Below are 18626 nucleotides of genomic sequence, written 5' to 3' on the forward strand. Positions count from 1 at the left end.
ATGTTGATGGGCCGATCATATATCATGGCTTTGGAAGAAAATAATGTAATAAGTAATGTAATAAGGATAGCGGAATGGTGGCGATTACCGTTGTGCCGCTGCTTGTGGAATCAATCTTCAAGTGCCCGCCGATCTCTTCCAGCCGTTTTTTCATATTGCGCAAACTCATGCCAAACCTTGGGTCGCTATCGATCCGGCCTGCGTCAAACCCGTTGCCATTGTCGCGAATGGTGAGCACGACCCCACGCTTGCTACGTTCCAGCCGCATCCATGCCTGCCTCGCAGCGGCGTGCTCCATGACATTCCTTAGTGCTCCCTGGGCAACCCGGTAAAGGACTTTATGGACGGAGCCGGATAAATCCTCTGTTATCCCCACTGTGGTGAATTCGATAGGGGTCGCGGCATTTTTCATATCATGAGCCAGTCGAAGGAGGGAGGCTGCAAGATCGAGGCCGGGGCTAATTGTATCTGGATAACGCTCATGGGCAATTTTGCGGATGTCTCCGAGGATATTATCCAGTTGTGCCGCCATTCGCTCGAATGTGCTCTGCGCCGGCGTGAACTGCTCGGAAATTCCCGTCAACTGGATAATGCCTGTTTCGGCTTGCAGTCTGGCGGATACCAGTCTTTGGCAAATGTCGTCGTGCAATTCGCCCGCCAGCCTGACCTGTTCCTCCGCTTGCGCGGCGTGGCGCTCGCGGATGCTCAGCACCAGGCCGGAAGTAATCACCACGACCACTCCCAGGAACGCAATGGCGCCAATCCAGCGCATGGTGTCGAAATTATTGCTCGACACCTGGGCATCTACGGTGGCTAATGCGTTTTCGACATCATCGAGATAAATTCCCGTCCCTATAACCCATCCCCACTCAGGCAGCGGAATGACATAGGTGAGCTTGAGAACAGGTAATCTAGTAGTCGGTTTTTCCGTTGCATACTGTACATAACCGCCGCCCTCATTCGCCCGGCTGATCAGGCTCTGGATGGTCGGATAGCCGTTGACATCCTTGTATTCCAGGCGATTGTGCCCGATTAGCTCCGGCCTGCGCGGATGAACAAGCAGCGTGCCTTTGAGATCGTATACAAAAAAATAGCCGTCCTCCGAGTAATCCAGCCGCGTCAGAATGGCTTTTGCCTCCTCCATCGCGGCGGCGTCTGTGCGACCCGATTCATAAAGATGGGCGATCGAATGCCTGGCCAGCGTCACGTAGCTCTTCAGCTCGGCTTGCTTGATGGCGCGAAAAGCCGGTTGAATAACCTCTTGCTGAGCTTTACTTAAATCCGTTGCATGGTGGTAGACAGTAAATGCAATGATGCAAAGTGCCAGAACAAGCGGCACAGTGGCAAATACAATGATTTTTTGTCTTAGTTTCATAAACACCATTTTATGGCTTGTGCGTCATGCGCGAATACGTAGAACTACGTATTCGCGCTACGTGCTTGTACGTTTGCTGGAGATAGCAGGTTGGTACCAAATATTAATTGCATGAAAGCAATAAAACATCGATGAGTTGCAGATCTGGCTAAACCGGTCTTCCACGAACGAGAGCGCATCGGCTATGTCCGCATCCTGCCCCGTGAAAAGCTCTAACTCAGCGAGGATAGGGGGGCATAATATCAGCCGCGTTTTTTCCGATCAATCACTTGCATAAGCATCGGCCGGGATGCAGGGGCTCATTTCGCTGACTATGAGAAATTATGGCAAATACATAGTCATTTATGTTCTTTCTTGTTTTTCCATGGCACGAATTAGTCAGGGGACGATTGTTGTGTTTGTGTGATATGGGGGCTTTCACAACGGCTGATCCTGGATTCAAAATAAGCGGTTGTGCATTTTTACCTGGAAAAATTGAACAGCATGGATTTCCTTTTAGAACTGGCCATCATTCTTGCCTGCCTGGTTTATGGCACGCGAAAAGGGGGCGTCGCGCTGGGCTTGCTAAGCGGCATCGGCCTTGTCATATTGATATTCGTTTTCCAGTTATCGCCAGGAAAACCGCCAGTGGATGTGATACTTACAATCATCGCGGTCGTGGCTGCCTCGGCAACGCTGCAGGCTTCGGGAGGATTGGAGGTGGTGTTGCGGGGAGTTGAGAAACTCTTGCGGCGCAATCCGCAATTCATATCGTTGCTGGCGCCTTTTACGACCTGCGGATTAACGATGGTATGCGGCACAGGGCACGTCGTTTATACGATGATGCCCATCATTTATGACGTCGCGATCAGGAACGGCATTCGCCCGGAGCGCCCGATGGCTGCTTCCGCTGTTGCCAGCCAGATGGGCATCATCGCGAGCCCGGTATCGGTGGCAATGGTTTCGCTGGTGGCATTTCTTGCCGTCATACCCGTGGAAGGCGCGGCAATCGATTTTATTACCGTGTTGTCAATTACAATTCCCTCAACGTTAGCCGGCGTATTAATAGTCAGTATTTTCAGCGCGTTCCGCGGCGAGGAGCTTAATGACGATAAACGGTTCCAGGCGCTTATTGCCGACCCCGATAACTGGAAGCGCGTCTATGGCGAGACCGTTCCATTGGAAAAGAAGCAGTTGCGGCCCGGCCAATGGATCGCAATGGGCATATTCGTCGGCGCGATAATGGTGGTGTCCATGCTTGGCGCAATCGAATCGCTGAGACCCATTGTCGATGGTAAACCTTTATCGATGGTGATCACCATTCAGATATTCATGCTGCTCGCAGGCGCCCTCATTATTTTATTTACGGAAACGGATCCCGCAGCCGTAGCCCGAAACGATGTTTTCCGTGCAGGCATGATTGCTGTCGTTGCGGTATTCGGTGTGGCCTGGATGGCTAACACTGTATTCGACGCGAATCTGGAAGATGTGAAGATCGCGCTGTCGGGGCTGGTGAAGGCCCAGCCTTGGACTTACGCGATTGCGTTGCTGTTGGTTTCCAGGCTGGTAAATTCCCAAGCGGCCGCCATCACTGCAATGGTGCCGCTGGCTATGTCGATTGGCGTGGCACCGGGATATGTTATCGCTTTTGCGGCTGCAAGCTATGGCTATTTTATCTTGCCCACTTATCCAAGCGACCTGGCAGCCATCCAGTTCGATCTTTCCGGTACGACGCATACCGGCAAGTACCTTATAGATAGCAGCTTCATGCTCCCCGGACTGATTGGCGTATCCACTTCGTGCGTGTTCGGATATTTGTTTGCCGCGTCACGCGGGCTCATCTAACGCAGAAGCAACTTGTCATTCCGACTGCCGAGCCGTGACCCCGCTTTGATGGGCATTCAGGCATCTTCGCACGACCGTAATGATGGGCGAGCAGATAACTATTGCCGAATGTTCATGAGTAAAGCCGCGTAATCATCTGGATCGGCTTATACCATCCCAGATCCGGCGCGCCACTGCTGGATGACCTCCAGGCTTTTTCAAAACCTGCTGCTGGACTCCTTTATACAGCTCAGGTTGGAAAGCGAGACATCCGCAGGCAATTCCAGATGCATTTTTTATCACGCTTTCCTGACGCATCCATCGCGTGCGCGTCATGACATCCATAAAGGCCACTAGCTGCTTTATATGTGTTCATTCTCCAATTTTTATGATTTTATTCAAGCCTCTTCTGGCAACTACGTACCAACTGACCGTATTTATACGCATACCGAAGGAAATGAAATATGGTCGAATATCAATTGCTGGTTGGCAGAGAAAAAACCGGCATATCCATGACCGGGAGGCTCCTGAGCAGGAGCAAATATATGCCGATGAAAGCAATAATTCCATTGAAACCTCTTCCTGAAAGAAAAGAAGAACTACTCGGATTTTTGGCCCAATCTTCTTTTATGGAGTAGTTGCGTTATGTATGGAATGTTTAAATGGGGGGCGGAAGAGAGCGATATTCTGCTTTTTTTTCTTTATTTGAGCTTCCTTCTATTTTTTTCATTATCTCAGCCGAAAAGATCCCGACAAAGTGCGCAAACTGGATATCGTTCCGCCTTCATTAATGAGTACGCGTTCCCCGATTCAATAATGGAACAAGTAAGGAATCATTATCCTCATCTATCCGACGAGCATCTGCGCCTCGTCATGCAAGGGCTAAGTCAGTATTTTCAATTTTGCTATATGAGCGGGAAGGAGGAAATTTCGATGCCTTCCCGCGTGGTGGATCGTGCGTGGCATGAATTCATTCTGATAACACGATCTTACGAGCGTTTCTGCTGGAGTACCATGGGTCGTTTTCTCCATCATATCCCTGCAAGCGAGGCAAGCTCGTCGGTTTCCTTTGCTGAGGGCATAAGCAGAGCATGGAGATTGGCCTGTGACTGGGAGGGAATAAATCGGTACTCGCCTGAGCGGCTTCCATCTCTGTTCGCGATTGATAACGCGCTGAAGATACCTGACGGATTCAACCACGTCCTGAACAATAACTACGCCATCAGTGGTGGACCGCATGATAACGCTTCAGAAGGTGGTTGCGGAGGTGATGGAGGCAGTTGCTCAGGTGATGGCGGCTGTGGAGGTGGTTGCGGAGGTGGTGGTTAAACAGAAACCGAGTTGCCTCCGCGTAGCTCCAAGCTCCCATTGTAGAAGGCGTTACGGGCCCTGCCGGCCATAGACGGGATTTAAATGCACTTTTCGGTCGGTGATAAACAATGTGCACAGCACACCCTGGCCACACTCGCGGCAAGTTCTATTTATTGGACGGCGGTGCGGAAGTATCTGAACAAGCTTGGTATTTGAACGAAAACAAGGAACCGCACATGAGCAGCGCCAAGGCCGCGACTCATGTGTTGGACAATGTTGCCGACCTTGACAACATTTCGACCACAAAAATTTATGACTACCACCACCGCAAGGCCCGGCCGGAAATAAGCCACCATTTAAGGGTGAGTTACTAAAACTATCCCTAATGTTGCCTCGACTTAAAATATACCAATAGCTCGCTTAAAGCGCTGGGCTCTGAGTCCCAGACGTCGCGTGGTTATCGTCGAGTTTTGAAGCCATTTGACGGTGCAAAGCGGCTTCTTGTATATCTGTTGCGACATTCCGCTCGTAATCCCGGATTAACGCTTCAGTATGGGATTGCAAGTCTTGCGCCCGCCGACCATAGAGATAGCTTTTATTCTGATACTGTTCCAGCAGCTCCTTTTGTTCCTTCACTTTTGCCTGCATCTGCGAAGCCGCGTCTTCATAATATTTTGCTATGGCCTCATGATCGCTCCGGGTGGTGGCATTCTGCACCGCCGCACGGATTTCAGGGGTGTCAGCAGAATTATCAGCCGCAGTAGCGGGGGCGCTTAGCGAAGCCAGCAGGCCTATCATCGATATCGCGGCAACGAATTTTCCAGATTTTGTTTTCATAATAGTAATGAACGCAAATAGGTTAGTTGGCCTTATCGTAGCTCGATTAATACTATGAGTACATTGGGGAAACTCTGATTTTATGCTAAGGGAAACCCTTAGGAAGTCCCTCGCTACAATGGCCTGCGCTAAACTATGGGGGGCCTTTTAGCGCCGCTGAAACGATCGGCAGATGAGGTATTCGAACCAGGTGTTTTCCAATATACCTAAGTTATTCGTCCCTGAAAAACCTCTTCCTTAACAAACAGCCATCATTAATCGATGTTCATCTTCATTTTGTTTCTGTCTGAGGCATTGCAGGCATTCCAGGATGTGGGCGTATAAAAGCGCTAACCGGCGCAGGATCTTGCGCAGTTTGAGCCCTTCGCCTCACCAGCGCGCTTTTGGCTTTGGGGTAGAGCCCGGTCTGCCAAGCAGGGCACGGAACCGAAACAACTGCGCCAGCTCGGCGCAGTGGATAAGCCTGCAAGAATCGCAACCATACCAAAACCGTTTACGAAACTGAATATCCAGCCGGGTTACGAGTCACTGGCCACGGCGGCCTCATCATTCGTGGCAAAAAATGCCTCCACCTCAGCCAATTCTCGGGTACGCTTCATCGGCGGCAAGCTCTGCCAGATTTTCTTTCCATACGATTTGGTGATGAGGCGCGGGTCACAGATCATCAGTACGCCGCGATCGGTTTCATCACGGATCAACCTTCCCGCGCCTTGCTTGAGGTTGATGACCGCGCGCGGTAGTTGATATTCCATGAAGGCATTGCGTCCTTCCTTGTTGATTTTGTCTATGCGCGCGGCGAGCACCGGGTCATCCGGCGGGGCAAAGGGCAGCTTGTCGATTATCACCACCGACAACGCTTCGCCGCGTACGTCCACGCCTTCCCAGAAGGATTGACTACCGATAAGTATGGCATTGCCCATTTTACGGAAGCGTTCCAGCATATGGGAGCGCGAGCCCTGGCCTTGCAACAGTATGGGATAATCGAGTTTCTCCCGCTTGAATGCCTCCAGCAGCAGTTCGTGAGCCCGTTGCATTGCACGCAGGCTGGTGCACAGGAAAAAAGCACGGCCACGGCTGGCCTTCAATACCGGCAGTGCGGCCTTTATCACTTCTTCGGTGTATTCCCGACTATTGGGTTCGGGCATGCCGACGGGTACATAAAGCAGGGACTGGTTGGCAAAGTCGAATGGGCTGTCCCAGCAGGCTGACTGTGCGGGGCTTGATTCCGTATCCAGGCCCATTTCGTTTTTGTAGTGCGAGAAATCGCCTTTTACCGAAAGTGTTGCGGAAGTGAATACCCATGCGCGGGGAGACCCGCTCAACTGCTTGTTGAAAATTTCCGCAATGGAAAGCGGTGTGGCGTTGAGCTGCAGTGCATGACTGAATACTTCCACCCAACGCACGAACCCTTCGGCTTCTGCCTGGTCACGCCAGCGTTTTATGTTGGTGGAAATTTCTCGCGCGCGTTGCCAGCAGTTCTCTAGTCCTTCAGAGCGCTCTGCCTGGCTTTCCAGCATATCTATCATTACCTCAAGTTTTTTCAGCAGCTCGTCCAGGGCACTACCGAACTTGGCATTTTTCATCGTAGCGGCCAGCGGCAGACGCGTATTCTCGCCCTCGATAGTCAGCCGAAAGTCGCGTGCCGCTTTTTCCATTGCCGCTATGACAGGGGGCAGGGCAACAAAATCTTTCGCGCCTCGCAGCGCTTCCGCCTCGGTGTCGCGAGCAAGCTCCAGCAATTGACTGGTGCTTACCGATTCTCCAAAAAACAAGCTGGCGGTTTCCGGCAACTGGTGGGCTTCGTCGAATATTACTGTGTTGCAGGCGGGAAGCAGCTCGGCCAGGCCTTCATCGCGCAACATGACGTCTGCGAAGAACAGATGATGGTTGACTACAACTACATCTGCTGCGAGTGCCTGTTTGCGAGCCTCCATGACAAAGCAATTCTTGTGATGCGGGCATTCCGAACCGAGGCAATTATCGCGGGTGGAAGTCACCTGCTGCCAGACCGCGGCGTTTTCCGGCACTTCGCTCAACCCGCTTTTATCACCGCTTTGGGTGGCGGCGGCGTAGCGTTCAATCAGCTTCAGATACTTCACCTCTTCACGGCTGGCAAGGATGGCGCGGCCCTCCTGCACCGTGCGCTCCAGATGGTAATGACAGACGTAGTTGGCTCGTCCTTTCAATAACGCCACGGTCACCGGGGCCTTGAGTGCCGTCCGCACGGTAGGAATGTCGCGGTTGAAGAGCTGGTCTTGCAGGGTCTTGGTGCCGGTGGAGATAATCACCTTGCCGCCGGCTAGCAACGCCGGGACCAGGTAGGCAAAAGTTTTGCCGGTGCCGGTGCCTGCCTCGGCGACGAGGAGAGAATTTGCGGCGATGGTTTCCGCTATTGCCTGCGCCATTTCAAGTTGCTGCGCACGCACGCTGTAACCCGGCACGGTACGGGCAAGCGCGCCGGCAGCGGAAAAGAAGGTTTCGATATCAGGCATGGAGGAAGTCGAGGGAACTGCCGCCATGATAACGCAGTGCTTTGTATAAGGCACCGTTAAACCCTGATTTGTCGTCTATTATCGGTCCCTGATTTAATTCCTGCCGTCGGTCTATTCAGCAAAAGACGCATACTTCCCTCATCCGCTCCTATAAATAGCCGAGTATTACTATTTTGGATCGCAGACGAATTACGGTGAGCTAAACGCTTTTTCTGCCTTTAGCCGTTTTGATCTTTCCTGGCAGCGTGCTTGCCTGAGGCAAATTGTGGCCGGCGTGATAGGTTTTTTTCCATAAGGCCGCGGTGCACAACGGATCGCTGAAAAAATCCCTTTTCTGGGCGATATTCCTCGCCAGTCCGTGTAACGCGGCGATACTGATCACGGTAAAGATAACAAGAATTATTAGCGGGAGGCACCTCTTTACTGATGACAACAACGATACTTCCCTGCATATTAGCCGGATTGATTTCATATCATCGATTAAAGATCACCTTTGGAATAGCCTGGTTGGCCTTGCTATCGGTGACCTCGAATTGCGGGTCTATAAATATGACAAAAACGATCGCCTGGATACGCTTATCTCAATTGTTTTCAGTGGTTTTAGGATTATTGGCGGCGTTCTCTGTTTGCCGGATAGGAGTAGCATAACCGTCCTGCTTGAGTTTTGCTGCCATTTGCCGGTGAGTAGCCGCTTTACCGAGGCTTGTCTTTGCCGCTTGTTCATACCGGTGCATTAAAGCCCAGGTATGCGATTTCCGATCCTGCGCTTGCCTCCCGTAGAGGTAGCTTTTTTCCTGATAATGCTCAAGTAATCTTCTTTGTTCCTCTGCCTTCATGCGCATTTCTTTGGCCAGATTTTCAAAACGCTTTGCCAACGCGTTGTGATCGTTGTATGTCCTGGCATCCTGCACAGCTTTAAGGATGGCAGGACTTTTTACCGCCTCATACCGACTCATCGGTGCGCAGGCAACCAATAAACCGAAAGAAGATATCATTATCAGAAACCTGTTTATTTTCATGCGAAAGCTGCTGAGAGTCTGAATTGACTGCACGAGATGCGCTGCACGCAAACTCGGCTGCCACGGATAGATTACTAACTGCCTGGCACTTTGTCAACTTTCTTATGTTTAAAGTATCTCAAGCTATTGGCGAAAAGGCCTATTTGCGCAGCATGTTCTGTGGTTTGTGAAAAGTGTAAAGAATGCCGCTGCCCGAACGGGAACGCGGAGGATAGCAATCCTTGCGGGTTCACCTTGCCTTGGATTACAGTGGAAATTGTTGCGACATCGAAATTACCGGCTGTGCAGATAGACCTTTCCGGCTTTGCTGGTCAGCGCCGGCAGGCCTCAGCACGAGGGCTCTACTGCAATTTCGGCTTAATCTCCATTACGGGGCCAGCAGGCCTTTCTCGATGGATGAGATCGCAAACGGGGTAACGATCTGCGGGTCTGAAAGAATCAGCCGCTCGTCCTTGTCTGCGTAATCGAGCCGGCTGAGCATATCCTTGATGACGTTGAGCCGCGTCAGCGGTTTGTCGTCGGCATGCACAATTATCCATGGCGATATAAAACTGTGCGTGTTGGCCAGCATTTTGTCGCGCGCAAGGCTGTATTGATTCCACTTTTTCAGCGCGTGCTTGTCTAATCCGCTGATTTTCCATTGAGCGAGCGGATCCTTCTTGCGCTCATCCAGCCGTTTTGCCTGTTCGGATTTGCTGATGTCGAGGTAATACTTGAGGAGCTTGATGCCGGAACGAATCAGCATATGCTCGAAATCCAGCACCGAGTTCATGAACTCTTCATATTCGGCTTCAGTACAGAAACCCATTACCTTTTCCACGCCCGCCCGGTTGTACCAGCTGCGGTTAAACAGCACGAGCTCCCGCGCCGCAGGCAGATATGGAACATAACGTTGGAAATACCAGGAACTCCGATCCCGGTCGGAGGGGACGCCGAGAGCGACCACCCGCGTCTCGCGCGGGCTCAGGTGCTCGGTAATGCGTTTGATCGTGCCGTCCTTTCCGGCAGCATCCCGCCCTTCGAAGATGACGAGAATCTTGTCGTCGCAATTGATGAAGTGACGCTGCAGCTTGACGAGTTCAATCTGCAGTTTGTATAGCGTATCCTCATAGGTTTTTTTGGATATATCGGATTCGGACCTGTCCGATTCCTTTTCTTTTTTTTCGGCTTTTTTGCTCATGGATGGGTATGGTCAGTTGGGAATCCAATCTTGTGGATTATGCCTCTATACTGCTTCAGCATGAAAGTAGAGTGAAGTGCGATCCATCATTCGGCACGATCATGGAAATAATTTCATAAGCTTACTCAGGGCTTATTCATCATGCGCTGGCATAATGAATTGGCGTTATGGATCGCGTTGAGGCGTCGACTTGCATTTATCCGCCCCTGTACTACGATAATTCATATTCGTCGAAACGCACGACTCACGAAACTATGCGCAACCCTGAGTTCGGACTCAGCTTCAAAACGCTCATAGACCCCGTTTGTAGTATATGGACTTGCTCTACGCAGAAGAAATAAGCATACTAGATAACATGATGTTGCGTACACGCACATTTATAGTGATTCTAATCATATCGGCGCTGCCGCTGCAAGGTGCGCTCGCAGCAATCATGCCGTTGTGCGCGCAAGCCAGGAATATGTCGGCAGGGCTCGAAACGCACCTCATTTCTTCCGCCATCCCATCCGCCTTTACTCCAGCTGCCTGCGCCCAGCATGACAGCAATGCTCACGAGCAACTCCATGGCAGCCATGGCGACGACGGCGCCGCAAATGAGGCGGGCTTCGCTCTTTCCTGCGATGGCGTTGTTTGCCACATCAGTGGCAACGGCCTGCCTTCCGTGCCCGCCGCCCTGAATTTTACCGGCGGATTTTCTTATCCCGTCTCTTTTAATTCCCGCTTTTCTTCATTCATTCTGCAGCAACCCCAGCGTCCTCCTCTGGCCTAGTTCTTCGATAGAAGAAATCCGCCTGATGTATCGGCGATCATCTACGTGATTCATATTCAAGATTTTTTGCGATAGCGCCTCATGGAGGTTGCAGTTGCCGTGAGTGCTAATGGCAAGTGCTGGCCGATGTACTAGCTGGCTTATCGGCTGCTCTGCCACCACATGTTAAGGAAATCAGAATGAACCTCTCGTTCCTTGTTACATCGCAGCGGCCCGGCGTTCGAAACTTTGAGCCGCTTTCAAAGGAAATGCCGCCCGCAGCCATTCGGATTTCAGTTACTCATGGTCAGCGGCGCTTTCCCGCGAGGAACTTGTGCAAAATCGGAAGGAACGCCGAAAGCACCAGATCAACAGGTACAGGAAAAGCAGCCGGAATAATTCGAAGTGCGGCAACTGTCGCATTTTTTGCCATGGCTATATTTTCAGCGGACGTAAAGGCGGAAGCTCTCGTTGGCGCCGTTGCGCCAGAGAGTTCCTCGACTACTTTTGGACCAGCCATGGAAGCCTCTGCAACAAATGGGGCTGCTGCGTTGGCTGCGCTGATCACGGAAGCTATGGAAAGCAATCCGGAAATCCAGTCCGCTTTGCGGGAGCGCGAGGCCGCCAGCCAGAGAATAGCTCCGGCCGAAGCGCTGGATGACCCCATTCTCGAAGCAGGGGTGATCAATGCCCCGCTGGCATCATCAACTTTCAATCGTGAAGACATGACCATGAAAATGATCGGTCTGTCCCAGCGCCTGCCATTCCCCGGTAAGCGCGGTTTGCGCAAGGACGTCGCAATGCAGGACGCGCAGAGTGTCAGCCACGGTTATCAGGAAACCGTGAACCGGGTAGCACGCGATATCAAGGCAGCTTATTTCGATCTGGGACTCATCCTTGAAAAGACTCGGCTGGTCGAGAAAAATAAACTGATCCTGGAAGATATGCGCCACATTGCCGAACAACATTACGGGGTAGGCTTGGGAAGCCAGGCCGATGCACTGAAGGCACAGACGCAGGTATCCAGAATGCTGGACGAACTGCTCAAGCTCGCGCGTGAACGGCCGACAACTGAAGCCGAACTCATTCGTGCGCTGGGACGCAACGCAATCGTTACCCCGCCTGTGCCAGGGCCGCCGCAATTGTGCGAAGAAACCTTGAACCTGGAATCGTTGCGCGAGATCGCTCTTTCGCAGCGGCCGCAATTGCTGGCGCTGCAAAGCATGGTGGCACGGAACGAAAAAGCGCTTGATCTCGCACGCAAAAACTACTACCCCGACTTCGATGTACGTCTGGCGTACGGCCAGCGCGACAACATGCTGGACGGCAGCAGGCGCCCCGACATGGTGTCCTTGACTGTAGCGGTCAACCTGCCGGTGTGGCGCGAAAACAAGCTTGCCCCGCGTGTTGCGGAAGCACTGGCGAAGCGTGATCAGGCCCAGAGCATGTACGAAGCGCAACGCAATGAAGTGGCCGCCAGCCTGCGCCAGCAGACGGCGATGGCCGAGCAAAACTTGCAATCAGCACGGCTCTACCAGACCGCGATCCTGCCGCAGGCCAGGCTTACGGTTGAATCGGCAATATCCGCATACCAGGTCAACCGTGTGGACTTTCTCACACTGCTTGATAGCCAGATGACGGTATTTAACTATGAGATCAGCCTGGCAACAGCCATGGCGGGCTATAACAAGGCGCTGGCGGAAATTGATTTTCTCATCGGCAAACTGCCGTCGGCGGTCCGCCTGCCCATTCCGGCGGAGCCTCTGTGAAAACCATCACCAGATTGATAGTGGTTATCGCCTTTATCGCGGCGGCCGTGGCCGCGGGATATTGGTGGGGCAGCGTTGAGTTTGAGACCTCTACGGTCGAGCCGCAAAAGTTTGAGGCGTCGACACATAAGCCGAAGATTCTCTATTACCGCAATCCGATGGGACACCCCGACACATCGCCGGTGCCGAAGAAAGACTCCATGGGCATGGACTATCTCCCGGTTTATGAGGGCGAAGAATCCCCATCTGATAATTCCGTGGTGAAGATCAGTACCGAAAAAATACAAAAGCTGGGCGTGAGAACCGAGATTGTCGCGCTGCGCGAACTCACTCGTACCGTAAGGGCGGTAGCAACGGTACAGGCAGACGAGCGGCGGCTATATACCATGGCGCCCAAGTTCGAGGGCTGGATCCAGCGACTCTACGTGAACACCACCGGCCAGGCGGTAAAAAAAGGCGAGGCGTTGATGGATGTTTACAGTCCTGAACTGATCACAGCGCAACACGAATATCTTATTGCCAGGAAAGGGATGCAGTCGGTCGAAGGGAGCGGGCCCGAGGTTCGGGCAGGCATGCTGCGGCTGTCAGAGAATGCCTTGCAGAGACTCCGCAACTGGGACATATCTGACTCTGACCTGCAAACGCTGCAGGAAGAAGGCCGGATCAAACGGTTTATCACCTTGCGCTCCCCCGCCAGCGGGGCGGTTATCGAAAAATCCGCAATTCAGGGAAACCGCTTTACGCCCGGAGAAGTACTGTACCAGATCACCGATCTCTCCAAGGTATGGATGCTGGCAGATGTGTTTGAGCAGGATCTTGGCTTAGTGCAGCGGGGCCAGGGCGTCACCATCACGTTGGATGCGTATCCGGAGAAAGTATTCAACGGCAAGGTCACGTTCATCTATCCGACGGTGACGCCCGAAACCCGTACCGCAAAAATACGCATCGAACTTCCCAACGCTCAGGGATTGCTCAAGCCTGCCATGTACGGCAGGGTGGAGTTCGCCTCATCCCGCAGTAAAAACAAGGTGCTTGCCGTGCCTGATTCGGCTGTGCTCGACACCGGCATACGGCGGCTGGTGCTGGTTGATTTGGGCGAAGGCCGGTTCGAGCCACGCCCCCTAAAACTGGGCATACGCGCCGATGGCTATGCTGAAGTGCTGGGGGGGTTGAAAGCCGGAGAAACGGTTGTGGTCAGCGCGAACTTTCTGATCGATGCAGAGAGTAACCTCAAGGCGGCGCTAGGCGGCTTCGGCCACCATCCAGGTTCTACATCTGGCGAGAACGGACAGACCACGTCCGGCGCATCCATGACGACACTGGGGGCCGCACCAGGGCCGGCAAGTCATCATGGCATAGGCAATATTACAGAAATGGATTGGACCCATGCGACGGTAACGATTGCACATGATGCAATTGCGAGCCTCAACTGGCTGGCGATGACCATGGATTTCCGTGTCAGGGACCCGGCACTGCTGCGGCCACTGAAGCCCGGCCAGAAAGTGAGTTTCGAGATAGCCGAGGAGTCGGCGGGCGAATATGTCATCGTTCGCATCCAACCGCCGAATGAAAGCCCGACTGCCAGCGATCAGCGGGGGCACTGACATGCTGGGCCGAATTATCGAATGGTCCGCGCGTAACGTGTTCCTGGTGTTGCTGGGAACCGCGTTCGTGATCGGCCTGGGCATCCATGCCGTTATCCGCATGCCTCTGGACGCGATACCGGATCTCTCGGACGTTCAGGTCATCATCTATACGGAATACCCAGGGCAGGCACCGCAGGTGGTCGAAGACCAGATTACCTATCCCTTGAGCACGGCGATGCTGGCGGTGCCCAAATCCAAAGTGGTGCGGGGCCTGTCAGTGTTCGGCGCATCCTTTATCTATGTCATTTTCGAGGATCACACCGACATCTACTGGGCGCGCACACGAGTACTCGAATACCTTAATTTCGCGTCGGGACGCATGCCGCGCGGTGTCACCCCGACCTTGGGGCCGGACGCCACCGGCGTAGGCTGGGTATACCAATATGTTGTGGTTGCTGCCCAGCATACGCTTGCGGAATTGCGCACCATACAGGATTGGTTCGTGCGTTATCAACTCACCAAAGCCCAGGGCGTGGCCGAGGTGGCGAGCGTGGGCGGGTTCGTCAAAACCTATCAGGTGACCGTGGAGCCGCGCAAGCTGCAGGCCTATGGGATTCCTCTCAACCAGATCGCAGCAGTGATACGCGCCAGCAACCGTGACGTAGGCGGGCGGGTGATCGAGATGGCTGAGACCGAATATGTGGTGCGTGGCCGAGGGTACCTGCGCGGTATTTCCGACATCGAAAATCTCGTGGTCAAGGCTACGGAAGGCACACCGGTGCTGATCCGCGACGTGGCACGAGTCGAGTTGGCACCGGACGAACGGCGCGGAATCGCGGAGCTGAACGGTGAAGGTGAAGTAGTCGCCGGCATTGTCGTGGCGCGTTACGGCCAAAATGCGCTTGACGTCATTGACAACCTTAAAACGAAGATTAAGGAAATCTCCAGTGGTTTGCCGGAAGGTGTGTCGCTACACGCTGTTTATGACCGTTCAGACCTGATCCACCGCGCCATCGACAATCTGAAACGGGTCCTGATCGAGGAAAGTATCATTGTGGGAGTGGTCTGCATTGTATTTCTCATGCACGCGAGAAGCGCGCTCGTGGCCATCATAATGCTGCCCATCGGCGTGCTCATCGCGCTCACCGCCATGCACATGCTGGGGCTTAATTCCAACATCATGAGCCTGGGCGGTATCGCCATTGCCATTGGCGCCATGGTGGATGCGGCAATCGTCATGATCGAGAATGCCCATAAGCATCTTGAGCGCGCGCCGCCCGATTCGCCACGTCTTCAGATAGTGATTGATGCCTGTCGGGAAGTTGGGCCCGCATTGTTCTTCAGCCTGCTCATCATCACCGTTTCCTTCCTGCCGGTATTCACGCTGGAAGCGCAGGAAGGGCGGATGTTCGCGCCGCTCGCCTACACCAAAACCTTTGCGATGGCGGGCGCCGCACTACTGTCTATCACGCTGGTGCCGGTGCTGATGTTTCTGTTCATCCGCGGCAAGATCATGCCCGAACAGAAAAATCCGCTTAACCGCTTTCTGATATGGATTTACCGCCCCGTCATCGCCTGGGTCATGCGCTGGAAGAAACTCACCATTACCTTAGCCGTGATTGCGCTTGCGCTCTCGGTATTTCCGGCGATGAAACTGGGCAGTGAATTCATGCCCACGCTGAACGAGGGAAGCTTGTTGTTTATGCCCATCACCTTGCCGGCATTGTCGGTCACCAAATCCGCCGAGCTATTGCAAACCCAGGACAAGATCATCAAGACGTTCCCCGAGGTCGGGTCGGTGTTCGGCAAGGCGGGGCGCGCCAATACCGCCACCGACCCGGCTCCGCTCGAAATGGCGGAGACGGTCATCAACCTGAAACCGGAAAGTGAATGGCGTGCCGGCGTGACTATAGATACCCTGATAGCAGAACTGGACCAGGCATTGCAAATACCTGGGGTCAGCAATGCCTGGACCATGCCGATCAAGAACAGGATCGACATGCTTGCCACCGGCATCCGCACGCCGATCGGCGTCAAGGTATTCGGCAAGGACTTAGGCGAAATGGAGGAACTCGCCAAGCAGATCGAGACCGTTATCAAAACGGTGCCCGGAACGACCAGTGCCTACGCGGAACGTACGATCGGCGGGTACTACCTCGATATCGAACCCGACCGTATCGAGGCCGCCAGATATGGGTTAGCGGTCGGCGACCTGCTGGAAGTGATTTCGGTAGCGCTCGGCGGCGAGATGCTGACGACCACGGTCGAGGGCCGCGAGCGTTTCGGTGTTACCGTACGCTATCCGCGCGAATTGCGGCAAGATCCCTTGGCCATCGCCACTCAGGTCCTGGTGCCCCTCCCGAACGGTGGCATGATCCCATTGGGGCAGGTGGCAAGCGTCAAGACAATCAAGGGGCCACCCAGCATTCGTACCGAAAACGCGCTGCTGTCGGCGTACATCTTTGTCGATATTCGCAACCGCGATATCGGCAGTTACGTCGCCGAGGCACAAAAGGCGGTGCGTGAACAGGTGAAATTCCCGCCCGGCTACTACGCAACCTGGAGCGGACAGTACGAATACATGGAACGCGCCAAGCAGAAGCTGAAAGTGGTCGTGCCGCTTACTCTGGCGATTATTTTGCTGCTTCTCTACCTTAATTTCCGGCGGTTCACCGAAACCCTCATCGTCATGCTGTCGGTTCCCTTTTCATTGGTGGGCGGTATATGGTTGATATGGCTGCTTGGCTACAATCTCAGCGTTGCGGTAGCAGTGGGTTTCATTGCGCTCGCCGGCGTTGCCGCAGAGACGGGGGTCGTGATGCTGATCTATCTCGACCATGCCTGGGATGCAATAAAGGCGAAACGCGCATTCACGGGCGACAAGCCGACGGTCACCGATCTCTATGCAGCAGTAATGGAAGGTGCGGTGGAGCGGGTGCGGCCAAAGATCATGACTGTGGTGGCTATCATGGCAGGTCTGTTGCCGATCATGTGGGGCACCGGTACCGGTTCAGAAGTGATGCGGCGCATTGCCGCGCCCATGATCGGTGGCATGGTTTCGTCTACGCTGCTTACCTTGATCGTAATTCCCGCCATTTATGCAATTGTCAAGGAATGGAGCTTGCGCAAATAAATGAATATGACATTTAACTTACGCTGCTTTCACAAGGGATAATTGAACCCATTTTACCGGGCGTTTCACATGGAAAATGTTCTTTAACTTTAATATGTAATCAAATGAAAATAATGATATATATACACACTACTGTAAATAGTGTGGATGAAGAGAAGCGTAATCCATCAAAAAAATAGCTCAGCAGGCAAGCACTGCAAGGGTCTCGCGGAACGGAACGACGGTATGAAACTGAGGGATAATCCGACGGCAATCAACCCCAATGGACATGAGGTAACAGGAACGAGCCGAAGCGAAGATCAACAATGAATTTCCTGCCGGTTATGACATTTTACCCACGCTGCCTAGCGCAACAGATCCTTGCAAAAGGTGGTCAATCCATGAGCGTAGCTATGATAGCGTAACGCCATGAGTTCATGCAGGGCAACGGGCAAGCGTCGCCAGCGGGGCTGGGGCAGCGCTGCGCGAGCTTGCAAAAAAGCCAGTTTTTCATCAAGGCGGTGAATCGTCTGCTTGCTAACGCGAAAACGCTCTTCGAACTCCTCAAGACGCTTGCGAATAGCCTCATAGAGCAAAACACGCGGCCCATAGATTGCGGCACAGCTTTTGCCGCGGTTTCGCCCGGCGCGTGGAATGCCCAGTTGATTATCGCCATGCTGGCGATAGGCAATCAACTGCGCCGGTAGCGCTTCCAGGCGCGATGTTGCGCCAATCAGCAACGCGATCCATGCATCATGCCAGGTCTGCGGTATGGGCAGCACGAGATCACGATAGCTGGAGCGAAAGGCCATGGTGGCGCCCGTCACCACGGGCTGCTTGAGCAGCACTCCGAGCGCATCATTGGCCACAAAACGCGCCTGTTTTTCGGGACCGAATTTATAGATTTGCCATAGCCGTCGCCCGAGCGGATGCAAATTCTCGTCGACAACATCGGCGTCGGTGAATACAGCGCCTACGTCCGGGTTATTTATGAAACGCTCTTCGACGAGGCTGATTTTATTTGGATACCAAACATCATCCTGGTCACATAGAAAGATAATGTCGCCCTTACACGCTCTGATGGCGATCTCGAAATTACGGGTGGAACCCGCGCGCGCGCTATTTTGAAGGATTCTTACGGGAAATGGTGCTCGCCGGGCGAAATCCAGCGCGATTCCTGTTGTTGCGTCGCGGGAGGCATCATCCGAGATAATCAATTCATCGGGTAGCCGGGTTTGGCGCGCGATGCTGTCGAGCTGCTCCCCAATATAGCGCTCGCCATTATAGCTTGCCAGCGCAACAGATAATGAGAGTTGTGTCTTCACGTTGCTGCCATCGAAGGTGCGACATGACGGATGTGTCATTTTGAAGGCAATTATCCCAGAAAACCCTGC

The 18626-nt window shown here is 53.4% G+C and carries 14 protein-coding genes; 8 read left to right on the forward strand and 6 right to left on the reverse strand.

What is annotated here, in order from left to right:
- Positions 1–22 precede the first annotated feature (22 nt).
- Entirely contained in the window at positions 23–1375 is a 1353-nt protein-coding gene (locus BUA28_RS04055) for a cache domain-containing protein (protein ID WP_072767072.1), read from the reverse strand.
- Between the two features lie 483 nt (positions 1376–1858).
- Here BUA28_RS04055 and BUA28_RS04060 point away from each other — a divergent pair, with 483 nt between their 5' ends.
- The 4 genes from BUA28_RS04060 (at position 1859) to BUA28_RS04075 (ending at position 4863) form a co-directional block, all read left to right on the forward strand.
- Positions 1859–3199 (forward strand): anaerobic C4-dicarboxylate transporter, encoded by a 1341-nt coding sequence (locus BUA28_RS04060; RefSeq protein ID WP_072767073.1) that lies wholly within the window; start codon positions 1859–1861, stop codon positions 3197–3199.
- 443 nt (positions 3200–3642) lie between these two features.
- On the forward strand, positions 3643–3816 hold the full coding sequence (locus tag BUA28_RS15770; RefSeq protein ID WP_178297878.1) for a hypothetical protein: 174 nt from the start codon (positions 3643–3645) through the stop codon (positions 3814–3816).
- A gap of 178 nt (positions 3817–3994) precedes the next feature.
- The gene (locus BUA28_RS04070; RefSeq protein WP_218587223.1) at positions 3995–4507 is read left to right on the forward strand and encodes a glycine-rich domain-containing protein; all 513 of its coding nucleotides are present in this window, start codon (positions 3995–3997) and stop codon (positions 4505–4507) included.
- 110 nt (positions 4508–4617) lie between these two features.
- Positions 4618–4863: a hypothetical protein gene (locus BUA28_RS04075; RefSeq protein ID WP_072766852.1), complete on the forward strand. Its 246-nt coding sequence runs from the start codon at positions 4618–4620 to the stop codon at positions 4861–4863.
- A 46-nt stretch (positions 4864–4909) separates the two neighbouring features.
- Here the strand turns inward: BUA28_RS04075 and BUA28_RS04080 are convergent, their stop codons facing one another.
- The 4 genes from BUA28_RS04080 to ppk2 form a co-directional block, all read right to left on the reverse strand.
- Positions 4910–5326, reverse strand: coding sequence for a hypothetical protein (locus BUA28_RS04080; RefSeq protein WP_072766853.1), 417 nt, complete (start codon positions 5324–5326; stop codon positions 4910–4912).
- Between the two features lie 518 nt (positions 5327–5844).
- Complete coding sequence (locus BUA28_RS04085; RefSeq protein ID WP_072766854.1) at positions 5845–7818, reverse strand: DNA repair helicase YoaA; 1974 nt, start codon at positions 7816–7818, stop codon at positions 5845–5847.
- Between the two features lie 581 nt (positions 7819–8399).
- The gene (locus BUA28_RS04095) at positions 8400–8837 is read right to left on the reverse strand and encodes a hypothetical protein (protein ID WP_072766856.1); all 438 of its coding nucleotides are present in this window, start codon (positions 8835–8837) and stop codon (positions 8400–8402) included.
- Positions 8838–9204: 367 nt separating this feature from the next.
- Positions 9205–10017, reverse strand: coding sequence for a polyphosphate kinase 2 (ppk2, locus tag BUA28_RS04100; protein WP_072766857.1), 813 nt, complete (start codon positions 10015–10017; stop codon positions 9205–9207).
- Positions 10018–10372: 355 nt separating this feature from the next.
- Between ppk2 and BUA28_RS04105 the strand changes: the two genes are divergently transcribed.
- The 4 genes from BUA28_RS04105 (at position 10373) to BUA28_RS04120 (ending at position 17253) form a co-directional block, all read left to right on the forward strand.
- Entirely contained in the window at positions 10373–10786 is a 414-nt protein-coding gene (locus tag BUA28_RS04105; RefSeq protein ID WP_143148429.1) for a hypothetical protein, read from the forward strand.
- Between the two features lie 410 nt (positions 10787–11196).
- Complete coding sequence (locus BUA28_RS04110) at positions 11197–12534, forward strand: TolC family protein (protein ID WP_072767075.1); 1338 nt, start codon at positions 11197–11199, stop codon at positions 12532–12534.
- On the forward strand, positions 12531–14138 hold the full coding sequence (locus BUA28_RS04115) for an efflux RND transporter periplasmic adaptor subunit (protein WP_072766859.1): 1608 nt from the start codon (positions 12531–12533) through the stop codon (positions 14136–14138). The genes BUA28_RS04110 and BUA28_RS04115 overlap by 4 nt, the downstream gene beginning before the upstream one ends.
- Before the next feature lies 1 nt (position 14139).
- Positions 14140–17253 carry an efflux RND transporter permease subunit gene (locus tag BUA28_RS04120; RefSeq protein WP_072767076.1) on the forward strand — a complete coding sequence of 1038 codons (3114 nt, stop codon included), beginning with the start codon at positions 14140–14142 and terminating at the stop codon, positions 17251–17253.
- Positions 17254–17597: 344 nt separating this feature from the next.
- Here BUA28_RS04120 and BUA28_RS04125 read toward each other — a convergent pair whose 3' ends face one another.
- On the reverse strand, positions 17598–18596 hold the full coding sequence (locus tag BUA28_RS04125) for a glycosyltransferase family 2 protein (RefSeq protein ID WP_072766860.1): 999 nt from the start codon (positions 18594–18596) through the stop codon (positions 17598–17600).
- Positions 18597–18626: the final 30 nt, after the last annotated feature.

It is taken from the genome of Nitrosospira sp. Nsp11 (assembly GCF_900142705.1).
Classification (GTDB): Bacteria; Pseudomonadota; Gammaproteobacteria; order Burkholderiales; family Nitrosomonadaceae; genus Nitrosospira.